We start from the raw sequence: 17013 nt of genomic DNA, 5'->3' as shown, positions 1-17013 counted from the left end.
TTTTTTTGTAGAGAAGGCAATAAATTCAAACACTTATCACAGGAAGGTAAGTCTGGATTGTTCCTTAATATCTTTTTTTTAAAAGGCGAGCAGGAAAGTTTCTGAAAATGTCGAAATACGTCTCCATGAAACTGGGACGATTGGCCTACAGACGTTAAAAGGGAGGCGCGCACGCATGATCCGCAAACGCATCGGGGATTTGTTGATCGACGCCGGATTGATCACCGAACAACAACTGCATGAGGCGTTGACCATCCAGAAAACCGGCAAGGAGAAGCTGGGCGACGTCTTCCTCAACATGGGGCTGGTAACGGAGCAACAATTAATTGAGGCTTTAGAATTCCAGTTGGGCATCCCGCATGTCCAACTGCACCGCTACAAAGTCGACCAGAGCTTGCTCGGGATCATCCCGGAACGCCTCGCCACGATGTACCGAGTCTTGCCGCTCAAGAAAGACGGCAACAAGCTGATGGTCGCGATGGTCGACCCGCTTGACTATTACGCGATCGACGATTTGCGGATGAGCACCGGCTTTGTGATCGAGCCCGCCATCGCGTCCAAAGACGAGATCATGCGGGCGATTTCCCGCTATTACGGCATGCAGGGCTCCGTCGAAGAAGTCATGCAGACGATGCAGCCGCAAGTGGAGTTGGAAGTCGACCGCGAGATTATCGACGAAGATTCGCCGGTCGTGCGGATGGTCAACCAGATGATCCAACAGGCGGTTCACCAGCGCGCGTCCGACATTCACATTGACCCGCAGGACGACGGCATCCGCGTGCGCTATCGGGTGGACGGTGTGCTGCGCACCGAGCGCTCGCTGCCCAAACACATGCAGGGCGTCATCTCCGCACGCTTGAAGATACTCGCGCACCTGAACATCGCCGAACGCCGTGTGCCGCAGGACGGACGGTTCCATATGGACGTCGACTTGCGAACGGTCGACGTCCGCGTCTCCACATTGCCCACCGCGCACGGGGAGAAGATCGTCATGCGCGTGCTTGACGTGAAGACCGCGATCAACGACATCGAGAAATTGGGCTTTGAATCGTACAACTTGGACCGCTTCAACCGGATGCTGCGCCACGCGCACGGCATCGTGTTGATCACCGGCCCGACCGGATCCGGCAAAACGTCGACGCTCTACGCCGCGCTCAACCGGCTGAACACCGACGAAGTGAACATCGTCACCGTCGAGGACCCGATCGAGTACCAAGTGGACGGAATTAACCAAGTGCAAGTGAACCAAGCGGCCGGGTTGACGTTTGCCAATGGACTGCGGGCGATCTTGCGCCAAGACCCGAACGTGATCATGGTCGGGGAAATCCGCGACGGCGAGACGGCGGAGATCGCCGTACGGGCGGCGCTGACCGGACACTTGGTGTTCAGCACCTTGCACACCAACGACGCCGTCGCAACGATCACGCGTTTGATCGACATGGGCATCGAACCGTTTCTCGTCTCGTCCTCGATTGTCGGCGTCGTCGGGCAACGCCTCGTGCGCCGCATCTGTCACGAGTGTTCGCAGCCGTACATTCCGCTCGCAGATGAGCGTCGGTTGCTGGAAGCGCGAGGGCTTCCGGTCGACTTCCTGCGCATCGGCCGCGGGTGCGGTGTCTGCAATCGAACGGGCTATCGAGGGCGGGTCGCCATCCAAGAGATCATGCACATGGACGAGCCGTTGCGCCGCCTGATCATGGAAAAAAGACCCGACTCCGAGTACCGTCAACACTGCATAAGGGCCGGCATGAGGACGATGTTCGACGACGGACTGAGCAAAGTCGCAAACGGTGTCACCACGTTTGCGGAAGTGTTCAGAACCACGATGACCGAAGGAGGGCACGTGCATGATCCAAGATTTGTTGCGCACGACGTATGAGCGCGGCGCTTCCGATTTGCACTTGACGGTGGGAAGTGCCCCGGTGTTGCGCTTGCACGGCGACTTGCGCGCGCTGCCGGGCGACCCGCTGAAACCGCAGGACACGATGGACATGGCGCGGGAACTGTTGACCCGCGATCAGTTCGAAACGCTGATGGAGCGCGGAGAGTACGACTTTTCCTGGGAAATAGAGGGGGTCTCCCGCTACCGGATCAACGCGTACTGCCAGCGCGGCAGTCTCTCGATGGCGGTGCGCGTCGTGCCGCGGCGCATTCCTTCTCCCGAAGAATTGGGCCTGCCCGACATCTTGCTCGACATGACGCATAAACCGCAGGGGCTGTTTCTCGTCACCGGTCCGACCGGCTCCGGGAAATCGACGACGCTCGCCTGCATGCTGGACTCGATCAACCGCCGCCAACGCCGTCATATCATCACGCTGGAAGACCCGATCGAGTACATGCACCATCATCAGCAAAGCATCGTCGACCAGCGTGAAGTAGGCAAAGACACCCAGTCGTTCGCAAGCGGTTTGCGGGCGGCGTTGCGCCAAGACCCGGACGTGATATTGGTGGGGGAGATGCGCGATTTGGAGACGATCTCCACAGCGATCACCGCAGCGGAAACGGGCCATCTGGTGTTTGCCACCCTGCACACCGCCGACGCGCCGCAGACGATCGACCGAATCGTCGACGTGTTTCCGCCGGAGCAACAGCAACAGATTCGCGTGCAGTTGGCGGCGGTGTTGCTCGGCGTGGTTTCACAGCGCCTGCTCCCGCGCGCCAACCAAAACGGACGGGTGGCGGCACAAGAGATTCTCGTGAACACGCCCGCCGTCGCCAACTTGATCCGCTCGGAGAAAGTGCATCAGATTCGCACCACGATGCAGACCGGCAAAGCACAGGGCATGCAGACGCTGGAGATGCACTTGCAAGAGTTGGTGCGGCGCGGCGACATCAGCGATCAATCCGCCCGCGAGCAGCTTTCACACCAGAGCGCGGTGCTCTAGGAGCGCCCGCCGCCTGAATCACAGAGGGGAGACGTTCGATGCCGGCCTTTTCCTATCACGCAGTGGATCACACAGGCAAGACGCACAAGGGCCGGATCGAATCGGCCGACCGTCAGGCCGCCGTGCTCGACCTCAAAGACCGGGGCTTGTACGTCACGAAGCTCGCCGACGCCAAGGTCAGCATCTGGAAACGTGAGATCGAACTCGGTTCCAAACGCTTGCCGCTCAAGGACTTCGTACCGTTTCTCCGCCAGTTTGCCACGCTGTACAAAGCGGGTGTAACGCTCGTGGAGTCTCTGCGCATCTTGAGCGAGCAAACCGATAACAGAAGGTTAAAAAAAATCCTCGCCGACTGCGCCTCGCACGTGGCGCGCGGCAACCAACTCTCCGACGCGCTGCGTGAACACGACGAGCGGTTCCCGCCCGTGTTTGCCAACATGGTGCGCGCCGGAGAGTTGACCGGGAACATGGAAGACGTGCTGGAGCGGCTGGCTTCGATGATGGAGAAGGAGCACTACACGCGGGAGAAAGTCAAATCCGCGCTGACCTATCCGAGCGTCATCGCCGTCGTCGCGGTGCTGGTTTCGATCTTCCTGCTCGTCAAAGTCATCCCGAACTTCGTCAAAAACCTGACCGCTCTCGGCGGCGACTTGCCCCTGCCGACGCGAATGGTCATAGGAGCGTCCGATCACTTGATTCACATGTGGTTTTGGTATCTGGGGTTGTTGATCGTCCTGATTCTCGGCGGGCGGTCGTTCGTCAAAACTCCGCGCGGGCGTTTCGCGGTTGACCTGTTCAAGTTGAAACTGCCGATCTTCGGCAAACTGTTTCAAAAAGCGGCGATCGCCCGAAGCTCCCGCACGATGGCGACGCTTTTGCAAAGCGCCGTTCCGGCTTTGACGGTGTTCACGGTGGCGGCGAACGTCGTGGGCAACGAAGTCTACGCCCGGGCGTTGCGGGGCTCCCGCGATGCGCTTCGTGCCGGGCAGTCGATGGTCACGCCCTTGCGCGAGGAAAAAATGTTCCCGCCGCTCGTGACGCAGATGATCGCCATCGGCGAGCAGACCGGCAGCATGGACGCGATGTTCAGCAAAATCGCCGATTTCTATGAATCGGACGTCGACGCGACTGTCGACAAACTCCGGCCGATGATTGAACCGATTATGATCTTGATCTTGGCCGTCGTGGTGGGGATCATCGTCACCGCCGCGATTGCGCCGATGTTTGAAATTTATAAACACGCAGGACGCACGCAGTAGAGAGAATCTCGGGAGGCGACATTTTATGGTACTGATTCGCAAAGTACTGAAGAAACTGCAAGAAGAACGAGGGGTGACCCTCATCGAGTTGCTCGCCGTTATCGTGATTCTGGGCATTATCGCCGCCATCGGGATTCCGGCGATCATGAACAGCCGTTCCGACGCGGAGACTTCGACCGGTCAAGCCAACGCGCAGACGATGTCGCAAACGGCCAAACGCCTGATCTTCGACGGCGAAACGTACGCGACGGCGAAGGACGCTTCCAGCGATGCCACGCAGTACGACATGGCTGAAGTCGTGACGAAATCGGGCATCACGGCGGCATCCGGCACCGTGGACAACGCTGCCGGCACGTACACGGCAGACGGCGGCACCTACACGATTAACAAAAGTGACGGGACCGTGACGTACGCACACAACTAATTTCCAGCAAGAATCGATGGTACAACCAGAACACAACCGGCGCTGCGTGGACACGTTTTGTCCACGCAGTTGCTCTAGATGAGGGACTATGGAAAATTGGGTGATTCTGAGCTATTTTTGGGTGTTGTTTCTGTTTTTGGGCTCCTTTTTGAACGTGTGGGCGTTTCGGACGCTCTCCGGGACGTCGGTGTGGAACCCGCCGCGTTCGCATTGTCCGTCTTGCGGGACGCAATTGCAGGCCCGCGATTTGGTTCCGTTTTTGTCGTGGGTGGTGTTGGGCGGCAAGTGCCGGACTTGCAAAGAACCGATCTCGTGGCTGTATCCGCTGGGAGAGTTGGCGACGGCGATGCTCTTAACGTTCGTCGTGCGGCACGGAGGAGGTCGATGGGAGACGTTGGTGGATGTCGTGTTGTTCCTCTTGCTGATCACCGTCACGCTGACCGACCTGCGGGCGAAGTTGATTCCGAACAAAATCACGCTGCCCGGCATGGTCGTCGTCCTGGTGTTGCGCTTGTTTGTGCACACCGATCCGATCTGGGTGTACCTGCTGGGCTTTGCGGTCGGAGGCGGTTTGCTTCTGTTGCTGGCACTCGTGCCCAACGGTATGGGCGGCGGAGATGTGAAACTGTTTGCGTTGCTGGGGCTGGGGCTCGGTTGGAAACTCGTGTTGCTTGCGTTGTTTTTTTCCTGCGTGTGGGGGACGGCGGTCGGAGTGCCCCTGAAGCTGTCGGGGAAATTGCGTCCGCGCCAAGCGATCCCGTTCGGACCGTTCATCTTGCTGGGGACGCTGACGTCTTGGGCGTACGGACTGCAAGTGTGGGACTGGTATCGCCAGTTGTTTCTATAGAAGAAACTCTTCAGATAACCGATGAGGAGGTGGTGCGAATGCTAAAAAACGAGCAAGGCTTGACGCTGTTGGAACTGCTGATCGCCGTCGTCGTGCTGACGATCGTCGCGCTTCCGTTGACGAGCATTGGCACGACCGTCTATCGGTGGTATAAGGAAGACCAACTCAAAAACCAAGCCGTTCTGCTCGCCGAACAAACGGTGCAGGAACAAAAAGCAGTTCTCGAAGTCAACGGATTCACGTACCCGGACGACCCGCACGTCGTCACGCTCGACCCGAATGTTGACGGCTTGCAAGCGACCGTTACGCTTCAACGCCATGACTTTGGAACACCGGATGTCCCGGTGACCCATGCACTGGTCGACGTCACTGTGGAAATCAAAGGCCCGGATTTGGAGCAGGCGGGCGGCGCTCGCAAAGCGTTGACGACGCTTGCCACGACCGTCCGTCAGAAAGCGGCAGGGGTGACGCCATGATGCTTCGAGACGACGAGCGCGGCGTGACGTTGATGGAGCTATTGATGGTGATTGCCTTGATGGGTGTGGTGTTTGGCGGAGTGGTGGCGTTTTCGATCAGCACGATGAGCAGTTTTCGCGACACGACGCAAGGCTCCTTGAACCAAGAGCAAGCTTCGCAGATCATGAACCAGTTGGCGCAAGACCTCCGGCGCAGCGCGTCGACCGACCGATGGCAAGCAGCGGCGGATCACAAATTCCATCTGCACACGGCTCGCTCCAACGACGAAACGCAGGAGGGAATCGACGTTGCCTATGAACAGGCGGGAACGGAGATTTTGTACACGACCTCGCGAAACGGGACGGAGACGACGTTGTCGTTGACGAAACACGGAACGTTTCAAGTGGAGCAGGAAGGGGATTCGTTTACGATTGCGGTGACGGTGGGGGATGTGAACGATGCAAATCGAGCGGAGATGACCACCAAGGTCTCCCGCTTCAATTGGGGGCGATGAAGATGCGTCTGACAGGGAGGTTGGGCAACGTTTTCAAAAACGAACAGGGTTCGGCGCTGTTGCTGGTGTTTGTCGCCGTGACCGTTCTCGGGATCATGCTCGGCGGCGTGACGCTTGCAGTGCACAATTCGCAAAATCAATCGCTTTTGCATGAGCGGAACGTGCAAGCGGAGTACCGCGCCGAGCAAAGCATGGAATTGGCCGTGTATATGCTGTACAACCAACCGGATCAATTTACCGCGACATTTCGCAGCGACACCGGCACGCACTGCATGGTCAATCCGTCCGACCCCACGGTCAACGTCTGTTTGGAAACCTCCACAGACGAGCAAGGACAGACGGTGGAAACGCTGGTGGCGAGCGCCGACGGAGCGGGCTTCGGGAATTCTTCACCTGCCAAACCGGAGAGCGCGATTCGCTTTCAACTCACCGCGTCCGAATCGCCCGTGACACCGGAACCGACCCCTGATCCGACTCCGATCGACCCGAGTCCGTCCCCGACGCCGGACCCCGAACCGATCAAACCGCTTCCCGACGCCGGACCGTATCCGGGTGAAGAAATTTGCGGGGTCAGCAACACGTATCTGATGCGGGCGCTGGTTCTCGGCGACTCTCTTCAATTAGGCAACGCGATGCTCGAAGACGACCGCCGCTTGTTAAAAAACGACCCGTACGCCTACAAAGCGGACAGCGTGGACATCTCCGGCGGCGTCTATCTGGACAACAACGCCCCCTTGGTGATCGCGCGTCCGAAAAACAACGACAAATTTGACATCTACACCCTCATAAACGGATGGATTCGACCGGAGGGCGGATTGGAGTGGTCTCAAGGCAACGGCCACCAATCCGAGTTGCAGTACTCGTTGATGGGGCCGTACGCACAGCCGGATTCCTGCAGCCGCAACGTCGATTTCCACGCCTACGTCAACCAACTGGGCAACAAAGTCTACAACAGCCTGCAAGCGGTTCCGGTCTACTATTTCTCCGGCAACGTCACGTCCGCGACCAAAGCCGTGAAAAAACCCCCCGGCAGTTCGACGTTCCTCTCGTCCACCCAAACGCTCGGGGACGTGCTGGCGGAGAAAGCGGACAAAATCATCCTCGTCAACGGTTCGCTGCAATTGAACCCAAGCACCGATTCACAGGGCGATCTCATCGTCTACAACACAGCGAGCAGCAGTCCGTCCACGCTGAAACTCCCGGACAACTTCGTCTGGAACCACAGCGGCGCGATCACGGCGGAGCGCATCTTGAACACCGACGCCAAGAAACCGAGTTGGCCGTCCAACTACCGCCTCTATGTGACGTTGACGGCAGCGCAAGCCGCGCTGTATGACCAAGACGGACGCTGACCCGCCACTGATGGACAGCGCAGTTTTTTGAGAAGAGAGAGGGAGTCCCATGCTCAGCATCATCTCCGAAACCACACTCGGCATCGAGATCAACGAATACCGCGTCTTGATCGCCGAGCTTCGAAAAAAATCCGGTACTTACACCCTGCAACGCATCGTGCAAGCTTCGATTCCCCTGGGCGTCATGTCTTCCGAAGGCAAAATCGTCCAAGTGGAAACTCTGGCGAACGTGATCCGGGAGACGATGCGCCAACACAACATCCGCAGCAACAAAGCGCATCTCGTCGTGCCCAGCCAATATGTCGTGATCCGGCAGTTGCAACTGCCGGACGTGCCGGAGCCGCAACTGCGCAAAGTGATCGACTTTGAGTTGCAAAACTCCATCCACCTGCCGTTTGAAGACCCGGTGTACGACGTGGTTAAAACAGGCCGCGCAACGCCGCAAGTCCCGGTCGACGAGCTTTCGACGGAGAAAGCGGGAGACAACAAACCGCTCGCCAACGTGGCGTTGATCGCGTCTTCTCGCTCCGTGATCGACCCGATTGTCGAAGCTGCCAAAAAAGCCGGACTGAAGCCCGCCGGCGTGGACATCCGCGCGTTGGCGCTCTCGCGGACGTGCAGCAAACTGTGCCCGAGCATTCCCCGGCAAACCACGATGTTTGTTGACATCGCCGAAGAGTGGACGGACATCCACATTTTTGACGGAGAGATCTTGCAGTTTACCCGCAACGTGCCGATGCAACTGGAGCAATACCGGATCGACCGGGAGTTGCAAAAGCCGCTGCACGTCTTGGAAATCCTCGAATACTTCGAGCGCAACACCGACTTCCGGTCGTTTACCAACGACCTCGGGTACGAGATCGAGCGCTCGATGAACTTTTACCGCTACACGTTGAACAACCGCGACGCCACGTTGACGGGCATCATCGTCTCCGGCGTTCTGCCGAAGACCGGCGTGCTGCAAGGATATCTCCAAGAGCGTTTCGTCGACATCGCGACGACGACGATGCCGCTGGATGCGCTGCAATGGACGGAGGAAATCGAACACCTCAAGGAAATCGTGCACGAATACGCAATTCCGATCGGTTTGGCGCTCAAGGAGGTGAAGTGACGTGGAAATCAACCTCCTGCCCAAAGAGTCCCCTACCAAAAAATACCGCATGCTCGCCTGGCTTGCCGCAGCCGTCTTGCTCCTCGGCGGAGTGGGGTCAACGCTGGTTGGGTACATTCATCTCGTGACGACGGAGAGCAACCTGCAAGCGCAACTCAACCGCGTCAAAGCGGACAACACCGCTCTCGCCGCCGAGCGCACCGTGGACTCCCGCACCCAAAAATACAACCAAGTGCGCGGGGCGGTGGACAAACTGATCGCCGAGCAGAACGACTATGGGCAGATGTTGGACGACCTCTCTGCGAAACTTTCGGAGCACATGCAGGTGGAACAGTTGACGGTCGACACCGGAAAGCAGTCGCTCGACTTGAAGCTGCGCACCGACGACGCGTCCAAGATCGAGGAGTACGCCGCTTTGCTTCGCCATGAAGTCTGGGTGTCCGACCTCACGATCCTCAATATCCAAGAAGAAACGTCCGAACCCGCTTTGAAAAGTTTTACCGCGCAACTCACCGTCGCTTTGAAGCCCAAGACGGCGCAACAATCCTAGAGAGGAGGCCCGTCGGTATGAACGTCAAACAGTGGAAACTGCGACAGTGGGTCATCCTCTGCGTTGTTTTGTTGGTTCTTGTCGGTTCTTTGCTTGCATATTTTGTTTTCATACCGAAAGTGTTCTGGGTTGAGAGTTTGCAGAAACAACTCTCGACCGCCCAAGCGCAACAAGCGAACCTGCTTTCCACCCCGAAGCCCTCGACTGTCACCGACGCGCAAAAAAACGCACTGGCCCTGCTGGTGCCAGCGCAGCTGGAGCAGGAGCGTTTTTTGCAAGAGCTGCACGCGGGTGCGGCAGCGTCAGGAGTGAACGTGGTGTCGATTGCGTTTTTGGACTCGAAGTCCTCTGGGCTGGCGGGTGCGCAAGCGCCGAACGCTTCGGCCGGGTCGAACGCCAAGCCCTCGGTGAAAACGAACGCCAAACCGGGCAGCGCCGCTCTGCCGATGCAGACGTTCAGCGGGAAGTTGTCGTTAACCGGCGACTACAAACAAGTCCGAACGTTTCTCGAAAAATTTTCGACGATGAGCCGTCTGGTCACGTACAACGCCTGGACGCTCAAAGCAGAGAAACAGGACATTACCCCGACGTCGACCGGAACGGGAAACACGACCGTGCCCGCAGCCGGGACTTCCGGAGTTTCCGGCTCTTCCGCGACTTTTTCAGCGGTCACGACGGGAACGGGGAGCACAGCAAACACGGTTTCGACCGTGCAACGCTTGCAAAACCAACTCGCCGTCGCAAACCTCACCCCGGCCGAGATTCGCAAACACCTGACGCCGGAGTTTCTCAACGACAAATTGTTGAACGATCTCACGCCGATTTTTACGCAAACCGATTTTAACCGCTACCAAGAGACGATCCGCGCCACCGTTCCGACCTTGACGACTCAGCATGAGAAGGACGTGGCAAACCTGCGAATCCAACAGGGGTTCAACCGCTACAGTGCCGGAACGGCAGGGAAGAAACAGGCCGATTCCGTTTTTGACCAAGAGTTTGCGCAAGTGTTCATCCCCGGCACCAACGCCAACATCCGCGAAGTGCTCGGGTTGATATCTTCCACGGCGGACGCACAGACGTCCGATGTGCAAGGTGGTCAAAACGAGACGCCGCAACCCCCGGCGAACATTCCGCCGCCGCTGATTCTCGTCAACCAACCGGACTATACGATCCAAAGCAACCACGTGTTTAAGACGGTGGTGACGCTTGACATCGACTTCACGCTCTACTTTGCACCGAACGCAATCGACGTTTTGCCTGCTCCGGGACCCATGAAAACCTACGACCCGACATGGCGGACGAATCCTGTCGAGTCGCGGTAATTTTCTGACAACGGTAATTTCCCCCATTGCCAAGATGGAAAAGTCGGGTTATACTGATTCCAGCATTTGTCCAACAGGTAATGGGGGTCTTTTTTCCTAGGTCATAGGAACTGCAAAAAGTGAAAAGAGGTGGTTGAGTGCGCAAGGTCAACCGAAAGTCGATCTATTGCCTGTCTGCCGCAGCAGTTGCGTTGCTTCTGGGAGGTTCGGCCACGGCCGCCACGGCCTACAAGTCGATCTCCATAGAAGTCGACGGCAAATCCCAACTCGTCAAAGGGTTCGAGTTCGGGACGGTTGCCGATCTGCTGAAGAAACAAGGCGTACAGGTAGGGAAAGATGATCTGGTGCAACCTACAGTGACGAAGGAACTTACTGACGGCACCCAAATCAAAGTAAAACACGCGAAATCAATCGTCATACAAGATGGCACCCACGACCCAGTCTCCGTCAACACGTTGAGCGACACCGTCGCCGATGTGCTCAAGGAACTTCAGATCCAAGTAACGGACGCCGATAAACTCAGTGTAGATGCAACAGCTTCCATACAATCAGGGCTTACGATCGCGATTACCCGTCGCACGCAAGATGTCCAAGTTGCAGAAGAAGCAATACCTTTTCAGACCGAACGCCAGCCGGATGCCAACGAGTATACCGGCACAGAGAAGGTGCTGACGCCCGGTGTGGAAGGGAAGGTCCAAGTCAAAACGACCGTTTTCTATGAAAACGGCAAAGCTGTGGACCGCAAGGAAGATCGCACGACGACCGCTGAACCGGTCAATCAAGTTATCGCGTATGGCACGAAACAGCGGCCGATCATCGTTGCAAGCCGCAGCGGTGAGAATTTAGAAGCCCAGAAATCTATGACCATGGCCGCTTCGGCGTATTCCATGCCGGGGTCGCGCACCGCAACCGGCGGCGCGGCAGGACAGGGAACCGTCGCAGTGGACCCGAGTGTAATTCCGTTGGGTACGAGACTCTACATAGAGGGGTACGGATACGGGGTTGCAAGCGATGTGGGCGGAGCGATCAAGGGGAACCGAATCGATCTGCACTTCGACAGCGAAGCACAAGCATTGCAATTCGGTCGACGGACCGTGCAAGTGTACATCCTGAACTAATCGAACTCTCTAGATACCTGTTAGACGAACAACACGACCGTTTGGTTACACACCAAGCGGTCGTTTTTTTTCTTTTTTTCCGGTCATAGACTTCCAACTCCGCTCATAGAGTCTAGTATTGGAGTTAAGAGAAACGAAGGAGTCGATGAGGACATGGACCAGCCCACCTTGAACACCGCGTCGAACCGTCAGATGTCAGATCGCCAACATAACTCGCGTCACCTGCTCGACCTCAAGCCGCGCAACGCGTTTTCCTTCCGCCGCCCAAACGATGGCGATGCGAAGCGATTCTCGTACCTGTTGCCCGCCTTGCTTGCGGTCGTGACCGGCGTGGTGCTCGGCGTGCTGCTGTTGGTGCTCTTCAAGGACCAAGCCGCCGAGCCGACCGTCACCACCATCCCGGCAATTCCCGGTCAAACTTCCGGAACTCCGGCCGTCAAGGGAGCGGCGGAGTTGCCCGCGCAAAGCCTGTACGTGTGGCAGTTGGGATCTTTCCCGGAAAAAGCCAAAGCCGAGAAAGCGCAGCAGGATTTGGCCGCACAGTGCATCGTCACCACGTTGCGCGGCGAGGGTCCTTATCAACTGTTTTCCGCCGTCGCCCCTGACAAAAAATCCAACACGGCGTTTGAAGCGGAGTTGAACAAGCGCAAGATCACGTTCTACGCCAAGGAGTTCAAGATCTCCGAGCGCCAAGGCTACATCGCCAACTTGAAGGACGCCGATGCCCGCACCGTCGTGCAAGAGCTGCAAAGCGAAGCGAAACTCGGCCTCGACGCGATGAACGTGCTGACGTCCGCCAAGCCGGACAGCGACAAACTTGCCGCGTTGAAAACCAACCTCACCCAACTGAGCGGCCAGCAAAAAGCGTCGCGGGCGCTCCTGCTTCAAGCAGGGTTGAGCGAGGAAGCCGGCAAGTGGGACGCGCTCTTCAAACAACTGCAAGGAGCGGTCGACCAGCTTTCCGCCGGCACTCCGAACCTGCTGGAGAGTCAAGCGAAACTGACCGCCTTCTTCGTCGAGTATGAAGACTTGGGCAACCAATTGATTCGTGTTCAATAAAAATATGGTACAATAACGGCATGCAGTGGAACGAGTTCTCAAAGGAGATGTACCTCTCATGACCGATGTACGAATTGAAAAAGACCTGCTCGGGACCAAGGAAGTCCCGAAAGCAGCTTATTATGGCATTCAAACTCTGCGTGCCGTGGAAAACTTCCCGATCACGGGGATTCCGCCGCATGCGGAGATGGTCAAAGCGCTGGCTTCCATCAAAAAAGCCGCAGCTCTCGCGAACATGGAAGTCGGCGTTCTCAAAAAGGAAATCGGCGAAGCGATCGCCAAAGCGGCCGACGAGATTCTCGAAGGCAAGTGGCAAGAGCAGTTCATCGTCGATTCGATTCAGGGCGGCGCCGGGACTTCGATGAACATGAACGCCAACGAAGTCATCGCCAACCGCGCGATTGAGTTTTTGGGCGGCGAGCGCGGCAACTACCTGCTTTGCTCCCCGAACACGCACGTCAATATGGCGCAGTCCACCAATGACGTGTTCCCGACGGCGATTCACATCGCGTCGCTGAATCTCGCCAAGGGCGTCATCGAGCAACTGGAACTGTTGCGCCAAGCGTTCGCGTTGAAAGCGGTCGAATTCGACCAAGTGATCAAGATGGGACGCACGCACTTGCAAGACGCGGTGCCGATTCGCATGGGGCAGGAGTTTGAAGCGTACTCCCGCGTCGTCGGACGCGATGTGGAGCGCGTGAAACGCTCGTTGGACAACTTGCGCGAGATCAACATGGGTGCGACGGCGGTTGGCACCGGGCTGAACGCCGACCCGCGCTACATCGTCAAAGTCACGGAGTTCCTGCGCGAGATCACCGGTCTGGACCTGCGTCGCGCCGAGCACCTCGTCGACGCCACGCAGAACACCGACGCCTACACCGAAGTGTCCGGCGCGCTGAAAATCTGCGCCGTCAACCTCTCGAAGATCTGCAACGACTTGCGCTTGATGGCGTCCGGCCCGCGCACCGGCCTCAACGAACTGCAACTGCCGCCGCGCCAGCCGGGTTCCTCGATCATGCCGGGCAAAGTCAACCCGGTTATGGCGGAAGTGGTCAACCAAGTCGCGTTCCAGATCATCGGCAACGACCACACCATCTCCTTGGCGTCCGAAGCGGGCCAATTGGAATTGAACGTGATGGAGCCGGTGCTGGTGTTCAATCTGTTGCAATCTCTTTCCATTCTCCAAAATGCCCTCAGCGTGTTCCGCCAATTCCTCGTCGAAGGCCTCAAAGCCAACGTCGACCGCTGCCGCGACCTCGTGGAGCAGAGCGTGGGCATCGTCACGGCGATCAACCCGCACGTCGGTTACGAGACCGCGACTTCGATTGCCAAAGAAGCGATTCAAACCGGACGCTCCGTGCGCGACATCTGCACCGAGCGCGGCGTGCTGACGCCGGAAGAGCTCGAAGTCATCCTCAACCCGTTTGAGATGACAAGCCCCGGAATCTCCGGCGCCAAGCTGTTGTTCGGCGAATAAGAAGAACCGCGAATCCGCCCTTGCCGGGCGGATTTTCTGTTCATCTGGACAGGCGTTGCGATAATCGGTAGAATGAATCAGTATGTGCAGATAGTTTTTCCAAATTGAGGACAAACTACATAAAGCCAGATTTCCCAACAATCGGAGGGGTATCCATCATGCAGGAACACCTGTTGATCTTGGCGTCCGGCTCCCCGAGGCGCAAGGAATTGCTCGGGGGCCTTGGACTGACGTTTGACATTTTGGTCAGCGAGGCGGACGAGTCGTTTGCGCCAGGACTTTCGCCGGTGGAAATCGTGCAGGAGTTGGCGTACAGAAAAGCAAGCGTCGTTGCGAATACTTTGTCCGGTGGCATTGTAGTAGGAGCTGACACGATCGTCGTCTGTGACGATGACATTCTTGGCAAACCGTCGGACGCGGAAGACGCAAAGCGCATGCTCAGACGCTTGTCCGGACGCTCGCACACCGTCTACACCGGCATTGCGCTGGTCGATGCGGGGGAGCCGGGGCGGATGGTGCGCGATGTGAGCGGCACCGAAGTGCGGTTTAAGCCGCTGACGGACGAGCAGATCGACGCGTATGTCGCCACCGGTGAACCGATGGACAAAGCAGGAGCTTACGGCATTCAAGGCAAAGCTTCGCAGTTCATCACCGGTATCACCGGCGACTTTTTCACCGTGGTCGGCTTGCCGGTTGCGCTGTTGGCAGATCGTCTTGCCGAGTGGGGTTTTGACGTGCTGCCGCGTTCGGGTTCGGAAGGTCGGTGAGCACGATGAGCGAAGCGCTGCTTCTGGCTGCATCGCCGGTGCTCGTCCGCGAAATTCCGGAGGAAGACCGCCCGCGCGAACGGTTGCGCCAAGTGGGCCCCGAGCAGATGAGCAACGCCGAACTTCTGGCGATTCTCCTGCGCACGGGCTCGCGCGGCCGTTCGGCGGTCAACCTCGCCGAACAGGTGTTGAAGCGGTTCGGTTCCATTCGGGAACTGCTTCATGCAGACCTGCAAGAGTTGACCGAGATTCCCGGAGTCGGCCTCGCCAAAGCCGCGCAACTGAAAGCGGCCATCGAGGTTGGACGTCGGATCGCCCGTTTCTCCCAAAGCAGCGCGCCGCAGTTTCTCACGGCGCAAGATGCGGCGGAGTACATGATGGACCGGTTGCAGTTTCAACTCAAGGAACACTTCGTCGCGTTGCATCTCGATGCCAAGCGCCGACTGATCGGAGAGGAAATCGTCTCCGTCGGAACGCTTGACGGCACCGTCGCCCACCCGCGGGAGATCTTCAAGACCGCGATCAAGCGCAGCGCGTCGGCGATCATTTGTCTGCACAACCACCCCAGCGGGGACCCGACGCCCAGCTATGAAGATCTCGAAGTCACCCGCCGCCTCGTCGAGTGCGGACGGATTCTCGGCGTCGACGTGCTGGATCACATCGTCATCGGGTCGCATTCCTACTGCAGCATGCGGGAAAAAGGCTGGCTGGACTAGGCATGAAGAGCCGCTTCCTGTATAATAGTCAAATGTTAACATAACAAGCCCTGTCACACGTCAGGAAGGGAGTTTAGCTTAGATGTTCAAAGGATTCTCACGAGATATGGGTATTGACCTTGGTACGGCCAACACCCTCGTATATGTAAAAGGCAAAGGCATCATCATCCGCGAACCTTCCGTCGTCGCAACCCGAATTGACACGGGAGAGATCAAAGCGGTCGGCGAAGAAGCAAAGCAGATGATCGGCCGTACTCCGGGCAACATCGTCGCGGTACGTCCGATGAAGGACGGCGTCATCGCCGACTTTGACACCACCGCGACCATGCTTCGCCATTTCATTCGCCAAGCGATCAAGCAAAAGGGCTTCTGGCTGCCGGCTCCGCGCGTCGTCGTCTGCGTGCCGTCCGGCATCACCGCCGTTGAAAAACGCGCCGTCGAAGACGCAGCTCGCGAAGCGGGCGCACGCGACCCGATGACGATCGAAGAGCCGATGGCGGCCGCGATCGGCGCGGGGCTTCCGGTAGGCGAACCGACCGGCTCGATGGTCGTTGACATCGGCGGCGGCACCACGGAAGTCGCGATCATCTCGCTGGGCGGGATCGTTACGTCCCGTTCGATCCGCGTGGCGGGCGACGAAATGGACGAAGCGATCATTCAGTACATTAAGAAGGCGTACAACCTGATGATCGGGGAGCGCACCGCCGAAGAGCTGAAGCTGACGATCGGCTCCGCGATTCCGTCCGATAAGGAAGAGACGATGGACGTGCGCGGCCGCGACCTCGTGACCGGTCTGCCGAAGACCCTCACGATCACCGCGCAAGAAATCGCCGAAGCGCTGGCGGACACGGTCAACTCAATCGTCGAAGCCGTGAAGATCACGCTGGAGAAATCCCCGCCGGAACTGGCGGCCGACATCATGGACCGCGGGATCGTGTTGACCGGCGGCGGCGCCTTGCTGCGCAACCTCGACCGTCTGCTGTCGCGTGAAACCGGCATGCCGGTGCTGGTGGCGGAGAACCCGCTGGACTGCGTGGCGATCGGTACGGGCAAGTCGCTGGAGTACAGCCATCTCTTCAAGTCCAGCGACACGGGCAAGAAGCGTCGTGCACGCTGACGTCCCTCTTACAACCGGAATTGCAAAGGAAGTGGGTAA

17 protein-coding genes are annotated in these 17013 nt (G+C 58.0%); all 17 read left to right on the top strand.

The features are described 5' to 3' along the window. Window positions 1–175: 175 nt before the first annotated feature. The 17 genes from EL26_RS13420 to EL26_RS13340 all read left to right on the top strand — a co-directional run bounded on the left by EL26_RS13420 (window position 176) and on the right by EL26_RS13340 (window position 16974). On the top strand, window positions 176–1879 hold the full coding sequence (locus EL26_RS13420; RefSeq protein WP_052036345.1) for a GspE/PulE family protein: 1704 nt from the start codon (window positions 176–178) through the stop codon (window positions 1877–1879). Next, window positions 1848–2885: a type IV pilus twitching motility protein PilT gene (locus tag EL26_RS13415; RefSeq protein WP_038089671.1), complete on the top strand. Its 1038-nt coding sequence runs from the start codon at window positions 1848–1850 to the stop codon at window positions 2883–2885. Before EL26_RS13420 ends, EL26_RS13415 begins: the two co-directional genes overlap by 32 nt. A gap of 38 nt (window positions 2886–2923) precedes the next feature. Continuing rightward, complete coding sequence (locus EL26_RS13410; RefSeq protein ID WP_038089668.1) at window positions 2924–4144, top strand: type II secretion system F family protein; 1221 nt, start codon at window positions 2924–2926, stop codon at window positions 4142–4144. Window positions 4145–4169: 25 nt separating this feature from the next. Next, a complete protein-coding gene (locus tag EL26_RS23815) occupies window positions 4170–4568 on the top strand; it encodes a prepilin-type N-terminal cleavage/methylation domain-containing protein (protein ID WP_052036344.1) in 399 nt (132 codons plus the stop codon). A gap of 88 nt (window positions 4569–4656) precedes the next feature. Next, complete coding sequence (locus EL26_RS13400) at window positions 4657–5415, top strand: prepilin peptidase (protein ID WP_038089666.1); 759 nt, start codon at window positions 4657–4659, stop codon at window positions 5413–5415. 38 nt (window positions 5416–5453) lie between these two features. After that, window positions 5454–5891, top strand: a complete 438-nt coding sequence (locus EL26_RS13395; RefSeq protein ID WP_038089663.1) for a type IV pilus modification PilV family protein — start codon at window positions 5454–5456, stop codon at window positions 5889–5891. After that, complete coding sequence (locus EL26_RS13390; RefSeq protein WP_081857189.1) at window positions 5888–6385, top strand: PulJ/GspJ family protein; 498 nt, start codon at window positions 5888–5890, stop codon at window positions 6383–6385. The genes EL26_RS13395 and EL26_RS13390 overlap by 4 nt, the downstream gene beginning before the upstream one ends. A gap of 2 nt (window positions 6386–6387) precedes the next feature. Then, a complete protein-coding gene (locus tag EL26_RS13385; protein ID WP_038089658.1) occupies window positions 6388–7737 on the top strand; it encodes a hypothetical protein in 1350 nt (449 codons plus the stop codon). 49 nt (window positions 7738–7786) lie between these two features. After that, window positions 7787–8848 (top strand): type IV pilus biogenesis protein PilM, encoded by a 1062-nt coding sequence (gene pilM, locus EL26_RS13380; RefSeq protein ID WP_038089655.1) that lies wholly within the window; start codon window positions 7787–7789, stop codon window positions 8846–8848. A 1-nt stretch (window position 8849) separates the two neighbouring features. After that, window positions 8850–9398, top strand: coding sequence for a hypothetical protein (locus EL26_RS13375; protein ID WP_038089653.1), 549 nt, complete (start codon window positions 8850–8852; stop codon window positions 9396–9398). A gap of 17 nt (window positions 9399–9415) precedes the next feature. Further along, complete coding sequence (locus EL26_RS13370) at window positions 9416–10720, top strand: hypothetical protein (protein ID WP_038089650.1); 1305 nt, start codon at window positions 9416–9418, stop codon at window positions 10718–10720. A gap of 137 nt (window positions 10721–10857) precedes the next feature. Further along, entirely contained in the window at window positions 10858–11838 is a 981-nt protein-coding gene (locus EL26_RS23810) for a 3D domain-containing protein (RefSeq protein ID WP_052036343.1), read from the top strand. A 153-nt stretch (window positions 11839–11991) separates the two neighbouring features. Beyond that, entirely contained in the window at window positions 11992–12897 is a 906-nt protein-coding gene (locus tag EL26_RS13360) for a hypothetical protein (RefSeq protein ID WP_038089647.1), read from the top strand. A gap of 58 nt (window positions 12898–12955) precedes the next feature. Further along, window positions 12956–14374, top strand: coding sequence for an aspartate ammonia-lyase (gene aspA, locus EL26_RS13355; protein WP_038089646.1), 1419 nt, complete (start codon window positions 12956–12958; stop codon window positions 14372–14374). 158 nt (window positions 14375–14532) lie between these two features. Continuing rightward, window positions 14533–15141: a Maf family protein gene (locus EL26_RS13350; protein WP_038089644.1), complete on the top strand. Its 609-nt coding sequence runs from the start codon at window positions 14533–14535 to the stop codon at window positions 15139–15141. A 5-nt stretch (window positions 15142–15146) separates the two neighbouring features. Then, a complete protein-coding gene (radC, locus tag EL26_RS13345) occupies window positions 15147–15857 on the top strand; it encodes a RadC family protein (protein ID WP_038089642.1) in 711 nt (236 codons plus the stop codon). An 82-nt stretch (window positions 15858–15939) separates the two neighbouring features. Then, window positions 15940–16974, top strand: a complete 1035-nt coding sequence (locus EL26_RS13340; protein ID WP_038089640.1) for a rod shape-determining protein — start codon at window positions 15940–15942, stop codon at window positions 16972–16974. Window positions 16975–17013 lie beyond the last annotated feature (39 nt).

The sequence above is a fragment of the Tumebacillus flagellatus genome (assembly GCF_000714935.1).
Lineage (GTDB): Bacteria > Bacillota > Bacilli > Tumebacillales > Tumebacillaceae > Tumebacillus > Tumebacillus flagellatus.
This window is presented reverse-complemented; position numbering and strand designations above follow the sequence as displayed.

What these genes read in the sequence shown, in the direction of transcription:
- EL26_RS13420 (WP_052036345.1), top strand. Translation starts at nt 176, where the DNA reads ATGATCCGCAAACGCATCGGGGATTTGTTGATCGACGCCGGATTGATC.
- EL26_RS13415 (WP_038089671.1), top strand. Translation starts at nt 1,848, where the DNA reads ATGATCCAAGATTTGTTGCGCACGACGTATGAGCGCGGCGCTTCCGAT.
- EL26_RS13410 (WP_038089668.1), top strand. Translation starts at nt 2,924, where the DNA reads ATGCCGGCCTTTTCCTATCACGCAGTGGATCACACAGGCAAGACGCAC.
- EL26_RS23815 (WP_052036344.1), top strand. Translation starts at nt 4,170, where the DNA reads ATGGTACTGATTCGCAAAGTACTGAAGAAACTGCAAGAAGAACGAGGG.
- EL26_RS13400 (WP_038089666.1), top strand. Translation starts at nt 4,657, where the DNA reads ATGGAAAATTGGGTGATTCTGAGCTATTTTTGGGTGTTGTTTCTGTTT.
- EL26_RS13395 (WP_038089663.1), top strand. Translation starts at nt 5,454, where the DNA reads ATGCTAAAAAACGAGCAAGGCTTGACGCTGTTGGAACTGCTGATCGCC.
- EL26_RS13390 (WP_081857189.1), top strand. Translation starts at nt 5,888, where the DNA reads ATGATGCTTCGAGACGACGAGCGCGGCGTGACGTTGATGGAGCTATTG.
- EL26_RS13385 (WP_038089658.1), top strand. Translation starts at nt 6,388, where the DNA reads ATGCGTCTGACAGGGAGGTTGGGCAACGTTTTCAAAAACGAACAGGGT.
- pilM (WP_038089655.1), top strand. Translation starts at nt 7,787, where the DNA reads ATGCTCAGCATCATCTCCGAAACCACACTCGGCATCGAGATCAACGAA.
- EL26_RS13370 (WP_038089650.1), top strand. Translation starts at nt 9,416, where the DNA reads ATGAACGTCAAACAGTGGAAACTGCGACAGTGGGTCATCCTCTGCGTT.
- EL26_RS13360 (WP_038089647.1), top strand. Translation starts at nt 11,992, where the DNA reads ATGGACCAGCCCACCTTGAACACCGCGTCGAACCGTCAGATGTCAGAT.
- aspA (WP_038089646.1), top strand. Translation starts at nt 12,956, where the DNA reads ATGACCGATGTACGAATTGAAAAAGACCTGCTCGGGACCAAGGAAGTC.
- EL26_RS13350 (WP_038089644.1), top strand. Translation starts at nt 14,533, where the DNA reads ATGCAGGAACACCTGTTGATCTTGGCGTCCGGCTCCCCGAGGCGCAAG.
- radC (WP_038089642.1), top strand. Translation starts at nt 15,147, where the DNA reads ATGAGCGAAGCGCTGCTTCTGGCTGCATCGCCGGTGCTCGTCCGCGAA.
- EL26_RS13340 (WP_038089640.1), top strand. Translation starts at nt 15,940, where the DNA reads ATGTTCAAAGGATTCTCACGAGATATGGGTATTGACCTTGGTACGGCC.